19 protein-coding genes are annotated in these 19915 nt (G+C 70.6%); 14 read left to right on the plus strand and 5 right to left on the minus strand.

Annotated features, from left to right (window positions below; all coding sequences use genetic code 11):
* Positions 1-73: 73 nt before the first annotated feature.
* Positions 74-589, minus strand: a complete 516-nt coding sequence (locus tag QOM21_RS02470) for a hemerythrin domain-containing protein (RefSeq protein WP_407547839.1) — start codon at positions 587-589, stop codon at positions 74-76.
* A 404-nt stretch (positions 590-993) separates the two neighbouring features.
* Between QOM21_RS02470 and QOM21_RS02475 the strand changes: the two genes are divergently transcribed.
* A complete protein-coding gene (locus QOM21_RS02475) occupies positions 994-2658 on the plus strand; it encodes a sulfatase (protein WP_407547840.1) in 1665 nt (554 codons plus the stop codon).
* A gap of 114 nt (positions 2659-2772) precedes the next feature.
* Here QOM21_RS02475 and QOM21_RS02480 read toward each other — a convergent pair whose 3' ends face one another.
* Positions 2773-3390: a TetR/AcrR family transcriptional regulator gene (locus QOM21_RS02480; RefSeq protein ID WP_407547841.1), complete on the minus strand. Its 618-nt coding sequence runs from the start codon at positions 3388-3390 to the stop codon at positions 2773-2775.
* Between the two features lie 170 nt (positions 3391-3560).
* On the opposite strand from QOM21_RS02480, the gene QOM21_RS02485 reads away from it, so the two are divergent.
* From QOM21_RS02485 to QOM21_RS02525, 9 genes are all read left to right on the plus strand, one after another.
* Positions 3561-4712 (plus strand): FAD-dependent oxidoreductase, encoded by a 1152-nt coding sequence (locus QOM21_RS02485; RefSeq protein ID WP_407547842.1) that lies wholly within the window; start codon positions 3561-3563, stop codon positions 4710-4712.
* A 468-nt stretch (positions 4713-5180) separates the two neighbouring features.
* Positions 5181-6098, plus strand: a complete 918-nt coding sequence (ltnD, locus tag QOM21_RS02490; protein WP_407547843.1) for an L-threonate dehydrogenase — start codon at positions 5181-5183, stop codon at positions 6096-6098.
* A gap of 1 nt (position 6099) precedes the next feature.
* Entirely contained in the window at positions 6100-7380 is a 1281-nt protein-coding gene (gene otnK, locus QOM21_RS02495; RefSeq protein ID WP_407547844.1) for a 3-oxo-tetronate kinase, read from the plus strand.
* Complete coding sequence (locus QOM21_RS02500) at positions 7377-8051, plus strand: aldolase (RefSeq protein ID WP_407547845.1); 675 nt, start codon at positions 7377-7379, stop codon at positions 8049-8051. The genes otnK and QOM21_RS02500 overlap by 4 nt, the downstream gene beginning before the upstream one ends.
* A gap of 49 nt (positions 8052-8100) precedes the next feature.
* Positions 8101-9405, plus strand: a complete 1305-nt coding sequence (locus tag QOM21_RS02505; RefSeq protein WP_407547846.1) for an MFS transporter — start codon at positions 8101-8103, stop codon at positions 9403-9405.
* A gap of 38 nt (positions 9406-9443) precedes the next feature.
* Complete coding sequence (gene otnI / locus QOM21_RS02510) at positions 9444-10247, plus strand: 2-oxo-tetronate isomerase (RefSeq protein ID WP_407547847.1); 804 nt, start codon at positions 9444-9446, stop codon at positions 10245-10247.
* Entirely contained in the window at positions 10244-11314 is a 1071-nt protein-coding gene (gene denD / locus QOM21_RS02515) for a D-erythronate dehydrogenase (protein WP_407547848.1), read from the plus strand. The genes otnI and denD overlap by 4 nt, the downstream gene beginning before the upstream one ends.
* Before the next feature lie 17 nt (positions 11315-11331).
* Positions 11332-12084 (plus strand): FadR/GntR family transcriptional regulator, encoded by a 753-nt coding sequence (locus tag QOM21_RS02520; protein WP_407547849.1) that lies wholly within the window; start codon positions 11332-11334, stop codon positions 12082-12084.
* A 178-nt stretch (positions 12085-12262) separates the two neighbouring features.
* Positions 12263-13090 (plus strand): SDR family oxidoreductase, encoded by an 828-nt coding sequence (locus QOM21_RS02525; RefSeq protein ID WP_407547850.1) that lies wholly within the window; start codon positions 12263-12265, stop codon positions 13088-13090.
* A 182-nt stretch (positions 13091-13272) separates the two neighbouring features.
* Here QOM21_RS02525 and QOM21_RS02530 read toward each other — a convergent pair whose 3' ends face one another.
* Entirely contained in the window at positions 13273-13998 is a 726-nt protein-coding gene (locus QOM21_RS02530; protein ID WP_407547851.1) for a hypothetical protein, read from the minus strand.
* 93 nt (positions 13999-14091) lie between these two features.
* Here QOM21_RS02530 and QOM21_RS02535 point away from each other — a divergent pair, with 93 nt between their 5' ends.
* Positions 14092-14730, plus strand: coding sequence for a TetR/AcrR family transcriptional regulator (locus tag QOM21_RS02535; protein ID WP_407547852.1), 639 nt, complete (start codon positions 14092-14094; stop codon positions 14728-14730).
* Positions 14731-14826: 96 nt separating this feature from the next.
* Here the strand turns inward: QOM21_RS02535 and QOM21_RS02540 are convergent, their stop codons facing one another.
* Positions 14827-16137: a cation:proton antiporter gene (locus QOM21_RS02540; RefSeq protein WP_407547853.1), complete on the minus strand. Its 1311-nt coding sequence runs from the start codon at positions 16135-16137 to the stop codon at positions 14827-14829.
* A 689-nt stretch (positions 16138-16826) separates the two neighbouring features.
* Here QOM21_RS02540 and QOM21_RS02545 point away from each other — a divergent pair.
* On the plus strand, positions 16827-18194 hold the full coding sequence (locus QOM21_RS02545; RefSeq protein ID WP_407547854.1) for a chloride channel protein: 1368 nt from the start codon (positions 16827-16829) through the stop codon (positions 18192-18194).
* Between the two features lie 143 nt (positions 18195-18337).
* Here QOM21_RS02545 and QOM21_RS02550 read toward each other — a convergent pair whose 3' ends face one another.
* Positions 18338-18664 carry a plasmid stabilization protein gene (locus QOM21_RS02550; protein ID WP_407547855.1) on the minus strand — a complete coding sequence of 109 codons (327 nt, stop codon included), beginning with the start codon at positions 18662-18664 and terminating at the stop codon, positions 18338-18340.
* Between the two features lie 353 nt (positions 18665-19017).
* Between QOM21_RS02550 and QOM21_RS02555 the strand changes: the two genes are divergently transcribed.
* Together QOM21_RS02555 and QOM21_RS02560 are read left to right on the plus strand one after the other, a co-directional pair.
* A complete protein-coding gene (locus QOM21_RS02555) occupies positions 19018-19728 on the plus strand; it encodes a hypothetical protein (RefSeq protein ID WP_407547856.1) in 711 nt (236 codons plus the stop codon).
* Positions 19716-19898 (plus strand): hypothetical protein, encoded by a 183-nt coding sequence (locus QOM21_RS02560; RefSeq protein WP_407547857.1) that lies wholly within the window; start codon positions 19716-19718, stop codon positions 19896-19898. Before QOM21_RS02555 ends, QOM21_RS02560 begins: the two co-directional genes overlap by 13 nt.
* Positions 19899-19915: the final 17 nt, after the last annotated feature.

A 19915-nucleotide genomic window follows, 5' to 3' on the forward strand; every position in this document is an offset into this window, starting at 1 on the left:
CGGTCGGCCCTGGACATCCACGGTCACGCAGTCAGCAACGTGCGCCGGGCCTGCCTCGGGAATTGAGGAGAGATTACGCGGACGCGGCCGCGATGACCGCGCGTACGTTTTCGGCTCTGCCGGGAGCGGATGCCAACTGGTCCCGCCGCGCCTTGACGAAGGCGGCACCGAGTTCCGCCCGCCGCTCGTCGCTGACGTTCTCCCGGGTGTCGTTGATCAGTGACCGCTCCTCCTCGTCCAAGTGGTGCGTCACCGCCTGTACGAGATCCTCCAGCCTTTCGTCCCATTCGTCGCTGCCGGGCTCACCGGCCTCCAACAGCGCGAGCAGAGCCTCGTTGCCCTCGGTGTGCTCTTCCTTTCCGTGCTCCACATCGTGATCGTCCACGTTCTTGAACCGGCGCAGCGCTGGGTAGACCTCGCGCTCCTCGGCCTCGGCGTGAGCGATCAGCAGGTCGGCGAACCGGCGCAGCGCCGCGCTCCGGTCCGCGTCCACGCTTCGCATTTCCCGGAACAGATCCTCCATGGTGCGGTGATCCCGCAGGATCAGCGCCACCACATCCGTTTCCGCCTCGTGCAGCTGGTCGCTCATGTCACCCACCTTTCGTTGACTGGCGGATGCCCCGCAGCGATCAACTCACTCATTTCTCCTCACACGGTCCCCGCCATTGAACAGAAGCCTCGAACAGGCCGTACAGCTAACGGCGGGCCGATCTCCCGAGCCTGGTCCGCCGTGCCACCACCGGCTTCGCACGGAAGGACCATCGGGTGTCCCACACTCCTCGCTCTCACCGGCAGCCGGCCACGGACACAAGTACGGGTACGGCCACGGAAACAGGTACGGGTACTGCCACGCTGAATACGGCAGCAACGGAGAACGCCCGGACGCGGGGCGGACCACCGGAGCCCGGTCCGGACGGCAGCGTCGGCAGTCGGAAGGGCACGGGAGGTGGCCAGGCCGACGGCTGGCGGGGCAAGTACCCGGCGGCGGCACGGGTGTTGTCGTGGACGGCCACCGCTCTGGCCGCCTTGCTTGTGCTCTTCGCCCTCCTGCTGCCCGACGAGTTCGGCGGCCTCACGCCCGGCGCGTTCGCACGGCTCCCGGTGGAGGGGATCTTCGGCGCCGTCGTGCTGCTCCTCCTGCCGTCGAAGGCGAGGCGGCCGGCGGCGATGGCCGCCGGCGTCGGCCTGGGAGTGCTGACCGTCCTGAAGTTCCTCGACATGGGCTTCCACTCGGTGCTCAGCCGCCCCTTCGACCTGGTGCTCGACTGGATCCTGCTCGACGACGCGGAGTCGTTCCTCGCGGACTCGGCCGGCCGGGCCGGTGCGACCGGAGCCGTCATCGCGGTGGTGGTCCTCGTTCTCGCCCTGCTCGTCCTCATGACGCTCGCGGTCGCACGGCTGAGCCGTCTCATGGCCCGGCACAGCGCCGTGGCGACCCCTGCCGTCTTGGTCCTGGGTACGGCATGGATAACCTGCGGCGCGCTGGGACTGCAGATCGCGGGAGCGCCGGTCGCTTCCCGCAGCACCGCCGACCTCGTCCAGGACCGTGCGGACCAGGTGCGTGCGGGCCTGCGGGACAAGCAGGCGTTCGCCAAGGAAGCCGCCGATGACACCTTCCGCGACACCCCGGCCGACCAGTTGCTGACCGGGCTGCGCGGCAAGGACGTCCTCTTCACCTTCATCGAGAGCTACGGCCGCAGCGCGTTCCAGGACCCGGCGACGGCGTCGCCCGTCGACACGGTCCTCGCGGACGGGACCGCTCGGCTGCGCAGGGCGGGATTCTCCTCCCGGAGCGCGTTCCTCACCTCACCGACAGCGGGCGGCGGCAGCTGGTTGGCGCACTCCACCTTCATGTCAGGCTTGTGGATCAAGAACCAGCAGCGCTACCGCAGCGTCACCTCCAGCGACCGCCTGACCCTCACCGGTGCCTTTCGCCGGGCCCGGGCCTGGCGGACGGTCGGCATCATGCCGGGCGTGACCGGTGCCTGGCCGGAGGGGAAGTTCTACGGCCTCGACCACGTCTACGACACACATCATCTCGGCTACAAGGGACCGAAGTTCAGCTGGTCGCGGGTACCCGACCAGTACAGCCTGGCGGCCTTCGAGCGCCTGGAGCACGGCAAGCCGGACCGCAAGCCCCTGATGTCGGAGAACATTCTGGTCTCCAGCCACAACCCGTGGGCGCCCATACCCAGGATGATCGACTGGGGCAGCGTCGGTGACGGCTCGGTCTACGAGGCCATCGAGAAGGACGGCAGGACTCCCGAAGAGGTGTGGAAGGACCCGGCACGGGTGCGCACGGAGTACCGGCGCGCCATCGCGTACTCACTGCGAAGCCTCATCTCGTACGTGGAGAAGTACGGCAACGAGAACACCGTGCTCGTCTTCCTGGGAGACCATCAGCCCGTGGCGACCGCCGCCGGCGAGAACGCCGACCGGGACGTACCGATCACGATCGTCGCCCACGACCCGACGGTGATGCGGCGAATTTCCAGCTGGGGCTGGCAGGACGGTCTGAAGCCGGGCACGAATGCACCGGTCTGGAGGATGGACAAGTTCCGCGACCGCTTTCTGGCCGCCTACAGCTCGCAACCCGGCCTCGCGCTGTCCTCGTCCGCCCACACACCCCACCCCACGCCCTCGCGGGGAGCGCGTTGACAGCCGGGAGGCCATGACAGGCGAAGACGCCATCGGATCGGGCGCGGAACAGCCCGGACCGAACGCCCGACCACAGTCGGAAGACGGCCGTCAGGGCCGGCCGCCCGCAACGCCTCAGCGCTCGGAAGAACCTGACATCGCGTCCTCGGCGTCGTGCTGTGATCGCCAGCCGTGGATCAGTAGGTCGAACACCGTCTCCACGGCCGCGCGTGGATCCTGGCGGCCCTTGGCCAGGGTCGGGAACTGCAGGACGAACCTCGCGAGCGCTGAGCACGCGAGATCGTCCGCCTCCCGGCCGAGTTCCTCCGCGATCACGGTGCCCAGGGTGACCGCATGGCGCATCCACATGCGCTCCGAGTACTCGCGGAGCGCGGGCGTTCGGTCCACCAGCGCGGTGAACTCATGCAGCCGCGGATCCGACGCGATCGGCAGCCAGGACTTCAGCGCGTGGGCGCGGAGCGCCTCCACCACGCTCTGGCCCTCGGGCCGTTCGCGGACGGCGGCTGTCAGCTCCGCCTCGACTGCCTCGTCGCGGTCGAAGACCAGGGCCTCTTTGCTCGGGAAGTGGGCGAAGAGGGTCGTCGTCGACACATCGGCCGTCTCGGCGATATCTCGGACGCTCACCCCCTCGAATCCGTGCTCAAGGAAGAGCTCCAGGGCGGAGTCGGCGATGGCCTGCCGCGTCGCCGCCTTCTTGCGCTCGCGACGACCAACGGTCGGAGAGTCGGGCATGGCTCCATCCTACCCGATAACTGGAATGAAGCAGAAACTGGAACTGTTGCACTTTCTGACTCGCTTCTGCTTTGCTGGCCTCCGCAGGGGTTGCCGCCCCGCGGGGGTCGCGGCACCCGGATCGCCACCCATGGCGTCACCGGGAACCCCACCGACGAAAGGAGTCCGCCGTGGCCTCTCCGACGCCCTCACGTGCGCGGATCAGCATCATCGGCGCCGGACCCGGCGGCCTCACATGCGCTCGCATCCTGCAGCGGCACGGCATCGCCGCGACGGTGTACGACCGCGAGCCGGAGGTGGACGCCCGAAACCAGGGAGGCTCGCTCGACCTCCACGAGGACGACGGTCAGCTCGCACTCCGCGAAGCGGGCCTGCTGGCGGAGTTCTTGGCGCTCGCCAGGGTCGAGGGGCAGGAAATGCGCCAGATGGACCCAGCAGGGCGCGTCCTTGACCACCAGCTGCCGGACGAGGGCGAAACGGCCCGGCCCGAGATCGACCGCGGACAGCTTCGCGATCTCCTGCTGCGTTCGCTCGCCCCGGGGACGGTGCAGTGGGGGCGCACGCTCGAATCGGTGAGCGGACCGGCCAACGGGCCGCGCACGCTGACGTTCACCGACGGGACGACCGTCGAGGCGGATCTCGCGATCGGCGCGGACGGCGCCTTCTCCCGCGTCCGCACCGCCGTGTCGCCCGCGACTCCCCGCTACACCGGGGTCAGCTTCCTCGAGGCGTGGTTCGACGACATGGAGCACGCCCACCCGGAGCTTTCCCAACTGGCCGGGAAGGGCAGTGCCCACATCACCGACGGCGAGCGGGGCCTCTTCGCGCAGCGCAACAGCGGCGGGCACATGCGCGTCTACGTCATGCAGCGCGTCCCCGTGGACTGGATCGCGGCGAACGGGCTTCACCCCGAGGACACCGAGGGCATCCGCAGCCATCTGCTCGGCGAGTACGCGGCCTGGTCACCGCAGATACTCCGACTGATCACCGACAACGACGGCGCCTACGTCGATCGCCCGCTGTTCGCGCTGCCGGTGCCGCACACTTGGGAGCACTCGCCCGGAGTGACGCTCCTGGGAGACGCCGCACACCTCATGCCGCCGCTCGGCGTCGGCGTCAACCTCGCCATGCTCGACGCCTGCGAACTCGCCCTCGCACTCGCCCGGTCCGCCACCATCGACGACGCCGTACACGACTACGAGAAGTCGATGCTCCCGCGCTCGACCGAAATGGCCCGGCTGCTCGAAGGCGGCGCCGAGCATCTCCTGTCCATGCCCGACGCCGACGAGATGTCACGGTTCCAGCAAGCTGCCCAGACCTGACGCCGTGCGGGGGGGCGGTACAGGGCGACTCACCGAGCGGACCGCCCCCGGGACTACCCAGCTGACGACCACGCACCTTGCGACTGCCGGCTCCAGCCCGGGACTTCGGCGCCACCCCGTCCCCCCTAAAGCCTCCCCGCCCATCACTCGGGGAGTGACGGGGACCGAATCCTGCCCCAAGTACCGCTGCGGGCCGTCGCGTTGGGAGTTCCTGCCGCCTTCCGTCAATGATGGGAATGCGCGGCGGGCCCCGACACGCGGATCGCGCTGCCTCCGCCTTCCAGGGCGGAGTCGGCTGCCCGACACCTGCCGCCCGCCACCCGCCGAGCCCTTCGCCCCCACCCCAGCCCCACACGTGACCGACATCACAGTGCGGCGCCTCACATCCTCAGGTCATCATATGACGCGATCGCCGCACGGATTCAGAGCCGGGCCGTGCCCGGACGGGACAGCGAGACGAGGATGGGCATGAACGACCAGGACAGGCCGGCGCGGCCGCGCGTAGGCGTGGTGGGCCTCGGGGCCATGGGGCTCGGCATGGCGCGCAGTCTGCGCAACGCGGGCTTCGAGGTGGGTGTCCACGATCTGCGCCCCGCCGTGACCGCGGCCTTCGCCGAGGACGGCGGCACGGCCTTCGCCTCCGCCGGTGAGCTGGCGGCCACGGTGGACGTCCTGGTCGGCGTCGTGGTCAATGCGGCGCAGGTGGAGTCGGTCCTGTTCGGTGCCGACGGCGCGGCCGAGCGGCTGCGTCCGGGCTCCGTCTACGTCATGTGCTCCACGGCCGACCCCGGCTGGTCCGCCGAGTTGGAGAAGCGCCTCGCCGAGCGTGGTGTGCTCTACCTGGACGCCCCCATCTCCGGTGGCGCCGCACGGGCCGCGAACGGCGAACTCACCATGATGACGTCGGGCGCCCCCGGCGCGTACGCGGTCGCCGACCCGGTGCTGGAGGCCATGAGCGGCACGGTCTACCGCCTGGGCGACGAGGCCGGCATCGGCTCCAAGGTCAAGATCGTCAATCAGCTGCTCGCCGGGGTGCACATCGCCGCTGCGGCCGAGGCGATGGCGCTGGGCATCAAGGCGGGCGTGCCCGCCGAGGCGCTCTACGAGGTCATCACGCACAGCGCGGGCAACTCGTGGATGTTCGAGAACCGCATGGCGCATGTGCTCGCCGGGGACTACACGCCGCTGTCCGCGGTCGACATCTTCGTCAAGGACCTGGGTCTCGTGCTCGACGCGGCCCGGCCGGAGAAGTTCCCGCTCCCCCTGGCGGCCACCGCGCACCAGATGTTCCTCCAGGCGTCGGCGTCCGGCCTGGGAGCCGAGGACGACAGCGCGGTGATCAAGATCTTCCCCGGGATCGAGCTGCCCGAGCAGGGGGAGGTCTGACATGGGAATCCGACTCGGCTGCATCGCCGACGACTTCACCGGAGCCACGGACCTTGCAAACAACCTGGTGCGCGCGGGCATGCGCGTGGTCCAGCTGATCGACGTGCCGCAGGCCGGGGCCGAGGGGCCGGTCGACGCGGACGCCGTGGTCATCGCGCTCAAGTCGCGGACCACCCCGGCGGACGACGCGGTCGCGGCCTCGCTGCGGGCGCTGGACTGGCTGCGGTCGGCGGGGGCGGAGCAGATCTACTTCAAGTACTGCTCGACCTTCGACTCGACGCGTCACGGCAACATCGGGCCCGTCACCGAGGCGCTGATGGACGCGCTGGGCACGGACTTCACGGTCGCGACACCGGCCTTCCCCGACAACGGCCGCACGGTCTTCAAGGGGCACCTCTTCGTCGGCGACGTGCTGCTCAGCGAGAGCGGTATGCGTCATCACCCGCTGACCCCGATGACCGATTCCCACCTGGTGTCCGTGCTCGGCGCGCAGACGGCGCGCCCCGTCGGCCTCATCGACCACACCGTCGTCGCCGCCGGTGCCGACGCGATCCGGGAGCGCGTCGACGAGCTGCGCAAGGAGGGCGTCGGCGCCGCGATCGTGGACGCCGTCTCCAACGAGGATCTCGTACGTCTCGGTGCGGCCGTCAAGGAGCTGCCGCTGGTGACCGCCGGTTCGGGTCTGGCGATCGGCCTGCCCGCGAACTGGGGGTTCGAGCCCTCTCCTGCCGCCGCCCGGCTGCCCCCGCCGGGCGGCCACCAGGCCGTCGTCTCCGGGTCGGTGTCCACCGCCACCAACGGTCAGGTCGTGGAGTTCCTGCGCAGCGGGCGTCCCGCGTTCAGCGTGGACCCGCTGCGGATCGCGGCCGGCGAGGACGTGGCCGGACAGGCGCTGGCCTTCGCCGCCTCGCACCTGGCCGAGGGACCGGTCCTGGTCTACTCGACCGAGGCGCCCGACGCGGTCAGGAACGTCCAGGGCCGGCTCGGCGTCGCCGAGGCCGGTGAGTTGGTCGAGCAGACCATGGCCCGTGTCGCACAGGGCCTCGTGGAGCTCGGCGTCCGTCAGCTCGTCGTCGCCGGAGGTGAGACCTCGGGAGCGGTCGTCCAGGCACTCGGCCTCACCGGCCTGCGCATCGGACCGCAGATCGACCCGGGTGTGCCGTGGTGCGCGGCGGCGCTCCCCGGCGGGGACACGCTCCACATCACGCTGAAGTCGGGCAACTTCGGCGGCCCGGGCTTCTTCACCACGTCCTTCGCCCACCTCGACGGGGAGACCGTATGAGCCCGCCCCCGAACCCTGCCGTGGACGAGGCGCGCGCCGAGATCGTCCGGGTGGGCACCAGCCTGTTCGCCCGCGGCTACGTCCACGCGAGCGCCGGCAACATCAGCGCGCGGGTCGGCGAATCCCACCTGATCACGCCCACCGACGCCGCCCTCGGCTTCCTCAGGCCCGAGCGCCTCGCCCTGGTCGACGCCGGCGGCGAGCAGATCGCGGGCGACCGCGCCAGCAAGACCCTCACCCTCCATCGACGCATCTACGACACCGACCCCACGGCACGGTTCGTCATCCACACCCACTCCACGCATCTCGTCGCGCTCACCCTGGCCGGCGTGTGGAGCCGGGACGACGTGCTGCCGCCCCTCACGCCGTACTACGTCATGAAGGTCGGGCACGTCCCGCTCATCCCCTACCACCGGCCCGGCGACCCGCGTGTCGCCGAGCTGGTGACCGCCCGTATCGCTGACCGCGCCGCGAGTGACACGCCGATCAGGGCCGTGCTGCTCGACCGTCTCGGCCCCGTGGTCTGGGGCCCGGACGCGGCCTCCGCTCTCGCCGTACTCGAAGAACTCGAGGAAACGGCACGCCTCTGGCTCCTGACCGACCGTCGCCCCGAGCCGCTCCCCTCCCCCGCTCTCGACGAACTCAAGGACGTGTTCGGCTCCTCTTGGTGACCGCGCACCACCCGTCGGAGAATCCCCTGAGCCGCAGTAAGGATTCCGCATGTCCACGCCCACCGCGACGGCCGAGACCCCCGGCCTCGCCCGCGAGAACGCCGTCTTCCGCAAGGTCGTTCTCCGTATCGTCCCCTTCCTGGTCCTCTGCTACGTCTTCTCCTACCTGGACCGCGTCAACGTCGGCTTCGCGAAGCTGCAGATGGCCGACGACCTCGGCCTCAGCGAGGCGGCGTACGGCCTCGGCGCCGGCCTGTTCTTCATCGGCTACTTCCTCTTCGAGGTCCCCTCGAACCTGATGCTGCAACGCATCGGGGCCCGCACCTGGATCGCCCGGATCATGATCACCTGGGGGCTGGTCTCGGGGGCGTTCACCTTCGTCACCAACGAGACGACGTTCTATGTGCTCCGCTTCCTCCTCGGAGCGGCGGAAGCCGGCTTCTACCCGGGGGTGATCCTCTACTGCACCTACTGGTTCCCGTCCCACCGTCGCGCCCGCGTGATCGCGATGTTCATGTCGGCGATCCCCGTGGCCGGCATCTTCGGCAACCCGCTCTCCGGCTGGATCATGGACCGCTTCCAGGGGGTCAACGGCTGGCAGGGCTGGCAGTGGATGTTCCTGCTGGAGGCGATCCCGGCGCTCCTCATCGGTGTCGCCACGCTGTTCTACCTGGACAACGGCGTACGCAGCGCCAAGTGGCTCTCCGACGACGAGAAGGACATCGTCGAGGCGGCGATCGCCAAGGACACCGCGCACCAGAAGCACGGGCGGGCCTGGGACGGCTTCCGTGACCCCAAGGTGTGGCTGATGTGTCTCATCTACTTCTGCTTCGTGATGGGCCAGTACGCCCTGACCTTCTGGATGCCCACCTTCGTCAAGTCGACCGGCATCGAGAACAACGTCACGATCGGTGTGCTCAGCGCCGTTCCGTTCCTGGCCGCACTGGTCGCGATGAACCTGTTCGGACGCTCCGCGGACAAGCGCCGCGAGCGCCGCTGGCACCTGGTCATCCCGAGCCTGATGGGGGCCGTCGGTTTCTCCCTCGCCGCCGGCTGGGCCGGCTCCACCGCGCTGTCCCTTGTCGCGCTGTCCTTCGCCGCGGCCGGTGTGCTGACCTGCGCCCCGCTGTTCTGGTCGCTGCCCACCGCGTTCCTCGGCGGCACCGCCGCGGCGGCCGGACTCGCCGTGATCAACTCGGTGGGCAACCTGGCCGGCTTCGTCAGCCCGTACATGATCGGCGCGCTCAAGGACGCCACCGGCTCGGCCTCCATCCCGATGTACGTCCTGGCGTTCAGCCTCGTCGTGGGCGCGGCCGCCGTCCTCACCACCAAGAAGCAGGTCGTCAACCGATGACCGGGTCCGGTCCGCCCGGATCGAATACAGGAGCAAGCATGCCGAGGTTCGCCGCGAACCTGTCCATGATGTACACCGAGCACGACTTCCTCGACCGCTTCGCCGCGGCGTCGGCGGACGGCTTCGAGGCCGTCGAGTACCTCTTCCCGTACGACCACGAGGCCGGCGAGCTGCGCCGTCGGCTCGACGACCACGGTCTGCGGCAGGTGCTGTTCAACGCACCGCCCGGCGCATGGGATTCCGGGGAGCGCGGCATCGCCTCGCTGCCCGGCCGTGAGGCCGAGGTCCGCGCCGGGATCGACCGGGCACTGGAGTACGCGGCGGAGCTCGGCTGCGGCCAGGTGCACGTGATGGCCGGTCTGGTGCCTGCGGACGCGACGGCCGCGCAGCTCGCCGGCCACCGCGACACCTACCTGGCCAACCTGGCCTGGGCCGCGGCGCGGGCCGCCGCCGTGGACGTCGATCTCCTGATCGAGCCGATCAACGGCCGTGACATGCCGGGCTACTTCCTGCCCAGGCAGGCCGAGGCGCACACAGTCGTGCAGGAGGTGGGCGCCCCGAATCTCAAGGTGCAGCTGGACCTGTACCACTGCCAGATCGTGGAGGGCGACCTCACCACGACGCTCCGCCGGGACCTTCCGACCGGCCGCGTCGGCCATCTGCAGATCGCGGGGGTGCCCGACCGTCATGAGCCCGATCGGGGCGAACTCGACATCCGGCACCTCTTCGACGTCGTCGACGAGCTGGGCTTCGACGGCTGGATCGGCTGCGAATACCGCCCCCGCGCCGGTACGAGCGAGGGGCTCGGCTGGATCGCGAACTACCGAGGAGAGAACGCATGAGGATCGTCATCACGGGTGGCTTCGGCTTCCTGGGCCGGCAGGTCGCCGACGCTCTGCTCAGGCGGCGGACCCTGGGCGGTGTATCCATCGACCGTCTGGTGCTCGCCGACCGGTTCGTCCCGGCCGGGTCGCCGGTGGCGGCCGACCTTTCCCCAGGCTCTTCGAGCAGGGGGTACCCCATGGTGGACGTCGTGCAGGGCGACCTGAGCGAGCGCCTCGACGAGATCTTCGCCCGACCGGTGGACGTCGTGATCCACCTGGCCTCCGCGGTCTCGTCCGAGTGCGAGGCGGACTTCGACCTCGGTATGAGCGCCAATCTCGACACCACCCGCGCGCTGCTGGAGGCCGCCCGCGCGCAGTCGGCCGCCGGCGGCCCGACGCCCCGGGTGGTGTTCTCCAGCAGCGTCGCGGTCTACGGCGCCGACCCCGCGCTGCCGCTGCCCCCCGTGGTCGGCGAGTCGACCCTGCCCACACCGCAGTCGAGCTACGGGACGCAGAAGCGCGTCTGCGAGCAGCTGGTCGCGGAGTACACCCGCCGGGGCTTCCTCGACGGACGCGTCGCGCGCCTGATGACCGTCTCGGTGCGGCCGGGCAAGCCGAACGCGGCCGCCTCCGGCTTCCTGTCCGGCGTCATCCGCGAGCCGCTCGCGGGGCTCCCGGCAACCTGCCCGGTCAGCCCCGACCTGAAGGTCGCGCTCGCCTCACCGCGGCGCACCGTCGAGGGCATCCTCCGCATCGCCGAAGCCGAGCGGGGCAGTGGCCCCGGCGAACTCGACGGCGGGCTCCCGGTCAACCTGCCGGCGCTGACGGTGACGGTCGCCGAGATGCTGGACACGCTGCGCCGGGTGGCCGGGGACGCCGTAGCCGACCTGGTGACGGTCGCGCCGGACCCCGCTGTCGAAGCCATCGTGGGCTCGTGGCCCGCCGTCTTCGACAACGGCCGTGCCGCGGCGCTCGGGCTCGAAGCCGACGAGAGCTTCGAGTCGGTCGTACGGGCGTACGCCGAGGACCACCCCGCGGCCCTCGCGGCCGGTGAGCTGCCCACGGCCGGTGCGGCCAGGCCCTGACGGATAGACTGACGAGCATGTTCTCCAAGGTGAGTGGCCCCGTACGGCTCGCGGACCGGGTCGCCGCGATCCTCTCGGAGGAGATCGAGTCCGGGCGTCTGGCCGAGGGCGACAAGCTGCCGACCGAGGTGGAGTTGGTCAAGCAGCTGGGCGTCAGCCGCACCGTGATCCGCGAGGCCGTGTCGCGGCTGCGCAGCGCGGGCCTCGTCGAACCGCGCCAGGGCCGGGGTGTGTTCGTCATGCCCCGGCGCACCCGTCCGCTCGACCTCGAAGCCGATGCCTCCGGCACCAAGTCCAAGGTGCTGCAGATCGTGGAGGTCCGTCGCGCCATGGAGGGCGAGGCCGCCTCGCTCGCGGCCACCCGCGCCACGGCGGACGACATCGCCCGGATGCGGCAGTCCCTTGCCGCGATCGACAAGGCGGTCGCGGCCGGCGGTGACGGTGTGGACGAGGATCTGGCGTTCCACCAGTCGATCGCCGAGTCGACCGGGAACGCCGTGATGGTCTCGACCGTGCGGTACCTCGGTGAGGTGCTGCGCAGCGGCATCCGCGTCACACGGGCCAACGAGGCCCGGCGGAACGACTTCATCGAGGCCGTCAGGGTGGAGCACCACGCGATCCTGGCGGCCATCGAGTCCGGCGACGCGCAAGCGGCCAGCACTGCCGTGCGCCGTCATATGAAGCACGCCGCCTCCCGGCTCCAGGACGCCGACGAAGGCTTCTGGTCGGAGACGGACGACCTGGACGTCGACTTGGACGCAGCGCCCTGATCTGCACATATGCCCGTGGATGCGCCCCGGGGACGGTCCGTGTGGCCCGTGCCCGGGGCGCATCCGTTGCTCTCCGGGTCTCCGGGCGCCGGCTTCCTTCTACGCCGCCATCGACGAGAGCGGACTCCGACTCACCTCCTCTGGTGCCACTTCTGGGCCCGGTCCGGGGTCTCGCACGGTGAGAGTGCTGATCGTTGGTGGTTCCGGGTTCTTGGGTACCGAGCTGGCGCGGCAAGCGTCAGCGGCCGGGCACACGACGGCAGCGACCTACGCGACCAGGCCCGGGAGCATTCGAGAGGTCGCGTGGCACGCCCTCGACCTGCGGGACCCCGGAAGGGTGGCAGCGGTCGTGGCCGACGTCTGCCCTCGTGTCGTCATCAACGCATCGAGCGGCAATGCCGACTGGGCGGTCACGGCCGAGGGCCCGATCCGTCTGGCGATGGCCGCGGCGAAGTCCGGCAGCCGGCTGGTCCACGTCTCCAGCGACGCCGTGTTCTCCGGCGCCCGCGTCCACTACGACGAGTCCTGCCCGCCCGATCCGGTCACCCCGTACGGGGCGGCGAAGGCCGCGGCGGAGACCGGGGTTCTTCTCGTGCGTCCGGACGCCGTGGTCGCCCGCACCTCGCTGATCATCGGCGACGGGCAGTCCGTACACGAACGTGCGGTGCACGAGCTTGCCGCCGGGGCCCGCGCCGGGGCCCTGTTCACGGACGACATCCGTTGCCCGGTGCATGTCGCCGACTTGGCCGCAGCGCTGCTGGAACTCGCGTCGGGAGATACGAGCGGCATCCATCATCTCGGCGGAAGCGAAGCCCTGAGCCGTCACGAACTCGGCGTCCTCATCGCCAGGCGCGACGGACTCGACGACTCCCGACTGCCCACGGGTCTGCGAGCGGACAGTGCGATTCCCGGCGCCCTCGACGTACGCCTCGACAGCCGCGCAACCCAGCGCAAACTGCGCACCACGCTGCGCGGTGCCCACCGGTTCCTCACCCCGGCGGCTTGAACTCCCGCCTTCTGATGGTTTCCGCCCGCGGGTGTCGGCAGATGGGCTCAGGCCGCCATGAAGCGGCCCAGCTCGCGTGACTTCTGCTGAACGGCGGCTGCCCACGCCCTCTCAAGGGAACCCCAGGCCGTCGGGACCTGGACCCGCATGGGTTCCGATGCCGGACGGCAGAGCCCAGTGCCTCATTCCGCGGCCGGGCCCGACCGACCGAACGTCCGCCAGTACTGACGTCGCTTCTCGTCCCGTACGACGACACCGAGACGGGCCAGTTCTTCGCGGAGCTCGCGTACGTCGCCGTCGGACGGCCCTTTCTTCTCCAGGGCCCCTTGGCGGGCGTGGAGGAAGGCGTTCGCGGCTTGCGGCAGTTCGGGGGTGTCCGGGACCCAGCGGCGGAACTCGCTCTTGTGCGGATCGGCGTCCGCCCATGCGTAGCCGTGCCCGGTGAACGCCTCGGCAACCCGGCCGGCGTCCAGCTCGCACAGCTCCCGGCTGAGTTCCCCGCCGTCGTGGCCGAGCAGGACGAGATACTTGCCGTCCCGGCACACCGTGGCGACGGCATCATGCGGCAGTTCCTGGTCCCGGCCCTTGCGGCCGAGCACAACCGACTCGTCCGACAGGCGAACGACCAGCTCCTCGTGTTGCGCGATGAGCCCGACCACCAGACCCGCCACCGAGCCCACAACGGGCAGCACCGGGCCGGGGATCGACGCAAGGAGCCGGGCAGGGCCTTGCAGAGGCGCCCAGGGCAGCGTCACCAGCCAGTCGGCAAGAAGGCCGACGAGCCGGCCGGCGACCGCCCCTGCCAGGACCAGGACGACGTAGACGCCGGCGGTGCCCCACGCCGACCGGCCGAGCACGGTGCGTTGAGCCGCCTTCGGGTCCCGTTCGGGAATCTTGCCCATGTCCATGTGTCCCCCTCGCTGTCCGTCGCCCGCATCATAAACCGAGCGCTCAATCTATTATTGAGGAATGAGCCGAGAGACGACCAGGAAGAGCCCGCGATGAGAACCGTCGACCCGGCCAAGCACCGAGCACGGCGCCGGCACATCATCCACGCCGCAGCCGAGCTCTTCGCCGCCAAGGGCTTCGAGCGCACCACCACAGCAGAGATCTGCAAGGCCGCCGGCATGAGCGCGGGCAATCTGTTCCACTACTTCCCCAACAAGCGCGCGATTTTCCACGCCGTCTTCGAGGACGACGACCACGACGACGGCACCACCAAGTCCGAGCGCCTCGCCGCCGCCCGCGCCGCTGACGACCCTTGGACCGCCCTCTTCGACACCGTCGACCTCCTCGCGGCCCCCGCAACGCAGCCACTGGTCCCGGCCCTCGTCATGGAGGCGATGATCCAGGCCCACCGTGACCCCGAACTCGAAGCGCTGCTGAGCCGGGACAACGACGAGGAACGGTCCACCATCACCGTGCTGCTGCACAATGCAGCCGCGAAAGGTGACATCGACGCCGCTTTGAACCCCAACGACGCCGCGGCCTGGGTCATGGCGCTCATCGCCGCGCTCTACACCAGCGCCGCCACCGAACCGTCGTTCAACCCGGCGGAGCAACTCCCCACTCTGCGACTGATCCTCCACCGTTTCCTACAACCCGACGCCGCCCCGGCCTCGGTACAGCCGAGGCCGTAACAGGGAGCTCGGAACGCAGCGAGGGGTGGAAGTCGAGGGGCCGCAGGACCACAGGCGTGCTCCCGGAAATCCAAAGGAGGCCGGGCAGGCCCTCCTTCACGGTCGTCGGCCGGGCCGCCGCAGTCGGCGAGCACGACCGGCCCCGCTTCCGCGGTTCGCGCTGCCCGCGAGCCGCCGGACCGGGACCTCGTGCGACGACGGGCCTTGCCGGTCGGTGCCGCCTGAGGCCGCGGCAGCACCGTAACGCCGCGCGAGTGGCCCCGCGCTGAGGCCATGCGCCAGGACACTGAGCAACACCGTGCAGACGAGTACGGGAACGACCTGCTCTGTGACAGCGGGGGCGAGGTCCTCGACGGCGAGCAGACCGAAGATGATGGAGGCCAGCCCCCGGGGGCCGAACCAGCCGACGAAGACGACGGTGGCACGGTCCATTCCGCTGCCGAGCAGTGACAGCGCCACAGGGACCATCCGAACCACCGTCAGGCTCAGCAACGCGTAGAGGCCCACCTGCCACGTCATGTGCGGGAAAGCGGCCGGGACCAGGACCGCCCCGAACAGCAGCCACACCAGCAAGGAGAGCACCGATGCCGACTGCTCGGTGAACCGCAGTTGCCAGGGCGGCGCACCACCGTAGGAGGTGCCGAAGGCCAGTCCGGCCACGAACGCGGCGACGAACCCGTTGCCACCGATGGCAACGGCGGACAGATAGGACAGCAGGGCGAGGGCCAGCACGGCCGGGCCCGCGAAATCCTCGCCTGCCCAGCCCTTGCGCAGCGCCCACCGCAGCAGCCCCCCTCCGGCCAGACCGAGCGCCGCGCCGTAGGCGAGACCGATGGCGAGTTCCACGAGTTCCTTGCCGGTGGCGTCCGGACCTGCACCGGCAGCCGCTGCGGCCCCGGTCAGCGCGACCGCCACGACGGGGGTGGCGATGCCGTCGTTGAGGCCGCTCTCGACATTGATCAGGCGCCGGACGCGTTCGGGCACGACGGGGTTGGACATCATCGAGGCCCCGAGCGCCGCGTCGGTGGGGGCGAGAGCGGCCCCCACGAACACGGCTGCCCAGGCGCCGACGCCCGGAAGGAGACCGAGTGCCAAGAGCGCCCCGAGCGCGATGCACAAGGGCAGCCCGATCAGCAGAAGCCTCAGGTAGAGGCCGAGATCCGGCCGCAGGACCCGGAATGACAGCCGGGCCGCGTCGGTGAACAGGATCCAGGTCAGACAGATCTCCGCAAGACTCTTCACCGTCCCCGGCGGCGGGTCCAGGTCCATCGATCCCAGACATGTCGCCAGCACCAACCCCACCAGTACGAACGCCGCCGGAGCTGTCAGCTCGACCCGTTCCACCCGCTGCGAGAACAGCCCCCACAGGAACAACAGCAGCAGTACCAGCGAGAGCGTTCCGTCCATCCAGCAGCTCCAGGTCCCTAACCCTCACCCGGCGGCCGGGGGCCGGCGGTCCGCGCCGGCGCGGACCGAGCGCGATCGTGCCAGCGTGCGGTATTCCGCCACGGCCTGAGTTCATTCGCCGTACGCGCGTGTCGCCTCAATCATTCCCGCAGGCGTCGCAGTGGCTGATGATCTGCACCCCCGCCGCACCGGCTACGGCCGTCTTCCACGGGCTGCCGCGTGTGGCGGTCACGGTTCGGCGCGCCTGTGCCACGGGGCCCGGATGCGTGCATACAGTCGCCGCGTCGGCCGGTCCTGCGGCTCGGTGCGCGCATCCGAGAAGCGGTCAACTGGCGGCCTCGCCCGGCGTGCCGGCCGTCCGGCGTGCCGGCTTCACTGGTCATCTGCCGGTATCTGATCGCAGGTGCTGCGGATCGTGGCCGCGGTCCCGGCCCCATGACCGCTCGCGCGTCCTCGACGACGCCGGCGTACGGCACCGGACGGCCGGAGCGGCACCGAAGGAGGACCACGGCCGTCATGAGTGCGCGTACAGGCAGCATCCCGGGCAGGCGGCGGCGTCCACACCGCCTGCGTCCGCGCGCTCTTGAGGTCCTGACCACCGCCAATGTCCCCGTTCCTGTCGGCCGACCTCAGCACCGGAGCAGCGTCACGCACGACTCTTTCGTCCCCGGTCTCGAAGGGCTGATCCCATGACGGAGCGGAGAGCCCGGTCGGAAACGGCCGAACAGCCCTCGGAAGCGGACCGGTTGCGGGACCTGCTGCGCACCCCCGGGTATCGCAAGGCCCTCGTGTTCAGCGGCCTGATCGGTGTACCGATCTCCCTGGCGGCCTTCTGGTTCCTGGTCGGCCTGCACGAACTCGAACACGTCATGTGGGCGGACCTGCCCGAAGCGCTGGGCTGGGTCACCCCGCCGGCGTGGTGGCCGCTGCCGCTGCTCGCCCTTGCCGGCGTGGTCGTAGGTCTGGTGGTGACCCATCTGCCGGGCGCGGGCGGGCACATTCCCGCAACCGGCCTGCACGCCGGCGGTGCTTCCTCGGCTGCCCTGCCGGGAGTGATCATCGCCGCGATCGCGAGCCTGCCACTCGGTGCGGCCCTGGGCCCCGAGGCCCCGCTGATCGCGCTCGGTGGCGGCCTGGCCCTGCTGTTCCGAGATCTCGTCCGCGCCCCCGCCACCCCTCGGAGCACCGCCCTGCTGGGCGCGGCCGGCGCCTCCGCGGCGATCGCCGCCATCTTCGGCAACCCGCTCATCGCCGCGGTACTCCTGATCGAGGTGGCGGGCGTGGGCGGCCCCCAGCTCTTCGCGGTCATGCTCCCTTCCCTGCTGTCCAGCGGCGTGGGAGGGCTGGTGTTCACCGGCTTCGGACGCTGGACCGGTCTGGAGACCGGCAGCCTCGCCGTCCACTTCCCCGCCCCTCCCGCGAGTCTGGACACCGGGGACGTGGTGTGGTCCGTCCTGTTGGCCGTTGTCATCGGCGTACTGGTGCACCTCGTGATCATCGGTGGTCGGCTGGCCGCCGCGTTCGTCGCGGCAGCCCCGCTCCCGCGGACGGTGATCTGCGCGATCGCCGCCGGGGGCTGCGCAGCCCTGTACGCGGTCATCACCGGCCGCACTCCTGAGGACGTCGCCTCGTCCGGCCAGGGGACGCTGGCGGAACTGGCCGCCCACCCCCATGCGTGGAGTGTGGGCGCGCTGCTGGCGGTCCTGCTGTTCAAGGCCGTCGCCTACGCCCTTTGTCTGGGAACCCTGCGAGGCGGACTTGTCTTCCCTGCCCTGTTCCTGGGCGCGGCGGCCGGTGTGCTGTGCTCGCCGCTGCCCGGGCTCGGGGTCGTCCCCGCCGCGGCCACGGGCATGGCCGCGGCCGCCGCCGCGGCCCTGCGGCTGCCGGTCAGCAGCGTGGCCCTGGTGGTGCTGGTCCTCGGGAACGCCGAGACGATCCCCGTCGTGATCCTGGCGGCCGTGGCCGCGTTCATCACCACCGAGCTGTTGCCCACCGGCCCGTCCGCCGAGCCGCGACGCTCCCGCGAGGATCCTGCGGGCACCACCGCGACGTCCTGACCCCGGGCGTGTGCCTCACACACGCACCGGACGGCGGCCGTCGCGCGCACGGGACCGGCGGTTCCTCGCGTGCCGGTGGCGGCGCCGGAGAACAGGTCGCGATGCTGCTCTTCCCCAGCGCCGTCGCGGATGGTCTCAGCAGGTCAGCGGCCGAGGGCCTTGCGCAGCTCTTCCTTGTTCATGGACGAGCGGCCGTCGATGTGCTTCTTCTTGGCCTCTTCGTACAGCTGGTCCTTGGTGGGGCCCTGCGGCCCCTTGTGTGAGCGTTCGCCACCGCGCTGCGAGGCGGACTTCGGGTCGCGAAGGGACGCCTTGCTCGCCTGCTTCGACTCGCCCGTGCGGGCGCGTTCCTTGTTGACGGTGCGCGCGGCGATCTCCTTCGCGCGCCGCTCGGAGACGCCGTGCTGCTCGGCGTTCTCCTTGATGCGCTCGTACTGTCGCTCACGCTTCTTGCTCGACCCTGCGGGCATGTCAGCTCCTTCGGTCATGGTGCTGTCGCCATCGACGGTTTGCTCCGCGTCCGCCACCCGGCAACGGTCCAGGTCGTGGGCGCGCGCTTCTACTCCACGTCTAACCCCTGCGGAGCGCGACATGAACGAGCCGTCCAGGTAGACCCGAACGGTTCTGCCGTGGCCGGGGCTTTCAGCCGGTGCGGGCGCCTCCCCCTCGGAGAGCTCGCCCGCCTTCGTCTGCTGGTGGGGAGGGCCAACTGCTGGTGGAGAGCGTGCACTCGTCCTTCCGGCCGTTTTCACCCGGATGCAGCTGCCACCGAGGGGCTCCTCGGCGATCGGGGAAGGGGTTCGTCGTGCCGTAAGGAGCCGCCGTGGAGTTCGAGTCCGTCGCCGAAGAGCTGTACACCCTGCACCCTGCCGAGTTCACCGCCGCCCGCGACGCCTACGCCGCCCGGGCCCGAGAGGCCGGCGACCGGGGCCTGACCGCCCGGATCCGCCACTTGCGACGACCGTCCCGTGCCGCCTGGGCCGCCAACCTGCTCGTCCATCGGCAGCCGGACGAGGTGCACGGGCTGCTGGATCTGGGGAAACAACTGCGCGAGGCCCACCAGACCCTGGACACCGAGCAGCTGCGGCAGCTGGGGCGACAGCAGCACCTGGTGACCGCCTCGATGGCCCGGCAGGCACAAGAACTCGCCCGAGAGGCCGGACAGAGCATCAGCGACAGCGTGCTCTGGGAGGTGGAGGCCACCCTCCACGCCGCCGTGGCTGATGCCGATGCCGCCAGCCGGCTCGCCACCGGACGGTTGACCAAAGCACTCACCCACCGACCGACTTCCCCGCGTCCCCCACGGTCAGCAGGAAGTCCGGCGCTCCACCACCACCCACCCGAACCCCCGCTCACCAGGCCGAAGACGCCGCCGGGAGCACTCGGGGCCGAGCGTTGGAGGCAGCGCGCGCAGCGGCGGACGAGAGCGAGTCCGCCGCGCAGGCACGCAGTGCCGATCTGCGCGAGGCCGAAGCGTCCGAGCGAGCCGCGGAAACCGAACGCGACGAGTGCCAGGAGCAGGTGGCCGCCCTGACCGCTCAGCTCGAAGAAGCGAAGCACCGACGACGCGATGCGGAAGACCGTCTCGAAGCGGCCCGCGCCCGTGCACGCGAGGCGGGCAAGGCCGAACACGCAGCGCGCCGGCGGGCTCAGCAGGATCGTGCCGAGGCGGAGAAGCCGGCCCATCGAGAGAAACACCGGTAGGCGTGGGGGCCCTACGT

Origin of the sequence: Streptomyces sp. Pv4-95, assembly GCF_045782725.1 — a bacterium.
In the GTDB taxonomy this organism is placed as follows: domain Bacteria; phylum Actinomycetota; class Actinomycetes; order Streptomycetales; family Streptomycetaceae; genus Streptomyces.

Excerpts from the sequence above, each read along its gene's own strand:
- QOM21_RS02480 (WP_407547841.1), bottom strand. The coding sequence starts at position 3,390 with ATGCCCGACTCTCCGACCGTTGGTCGTCGCGAGCGCAAGAAGGCGGCG.
- QOM21_RS02500 (WP_407547845.1), top strand. The coding sequence starts at position 7,377 with ATGAGCCCGCCCCCGAACCCTGCCGTGGACGAGGCGCGCGCCGAGATC.
- ltnD (WP_407547843.1), top strand. The coding sequence starts at position 5,181 with ATGAACGACCAGGACAGGCCGGCGCGGCCGCGCGTAGGCGTGGTGGGC.
- QOM21_RS02545 (WP_407547854.1), top strand. The coding sequence starts at position 16,827 with ATGACGGAGCGGAGAGCCCGGTCGGAAACGGCCGAACAGCCCTCGGAA.
- denD (WP_407547848.1), top strand. The coding sequence starts at position 10,244 with ATGAGGATCGTCATCACGGGTGGCTTCGGCTTCCTGGGCCGGCAGGTC.
- QOM21_RS02535 (WP_407547852.1), top strand. The coding sequence starts at position 14,092 with ATGAGAACCGTCGACCCGGCCAAGCACCGAGCACGGCGCCGGCACATC.
- QOM21_RS02530 (WP_407547851.1), bottom strand. The coding sequence starts at position 13,998 with ATGGACATGGGCAAGATTCCCGAACGGGACCCGAAGGCGGCTCAACGC.
- QOM21_RS02520 (WP_407547849.1), top strand. The coding sequence starts at position 11,332 with ATGTTCTCCAAGGTGAGTGGCCCCGTACGGCTCGCGGACCGGGTCGCC.
- otnK (WP_407547844.1), top strand. The coding sequence starts at position 6,100 with ATGGGAATCCGACTCGGCTGCATCGCCGACGACTTCACCGGAGCCACG.
- QOM21_RS02505 (WP_407547846.1), top strand. The coding sequence starts at position 8,101 with ATGTCCACGCCCACCGCGACGGCCGAGACCCCCGGCCTCGCCCGCGAG.
- QOM21_RS02470 (WP_407547839.1), bottom strand. The coding sequence starts at position 589 with ATGAGCGACCAGCTGCACGAGGCGGAAACGGATGTGGTGGCGCTGATC.
- otnI (WP_407547847.1), top strand. The coding sequence starts at position 9,444 with ATGCCGAGGTTCGCCGCGAACCTGTCCATGATGTACACCGAGCACGAC.
- QOM21_RS02550 (WP_407547855.1), bottom strand. The coding sequence starts at position 18,664 with ATGCCCGCAGGGTCGAGCAAGAAGCGTGAGCGACAGTACGAGCGCATC.
- QOM21_RS02540 (WP_407547853.1), bottom strand. The coding sequence starts at position 16,137 with ATGGACGGAACGCTCTCGCTGGTACTGCTGCTGTTGTTCCTGTGGGGG.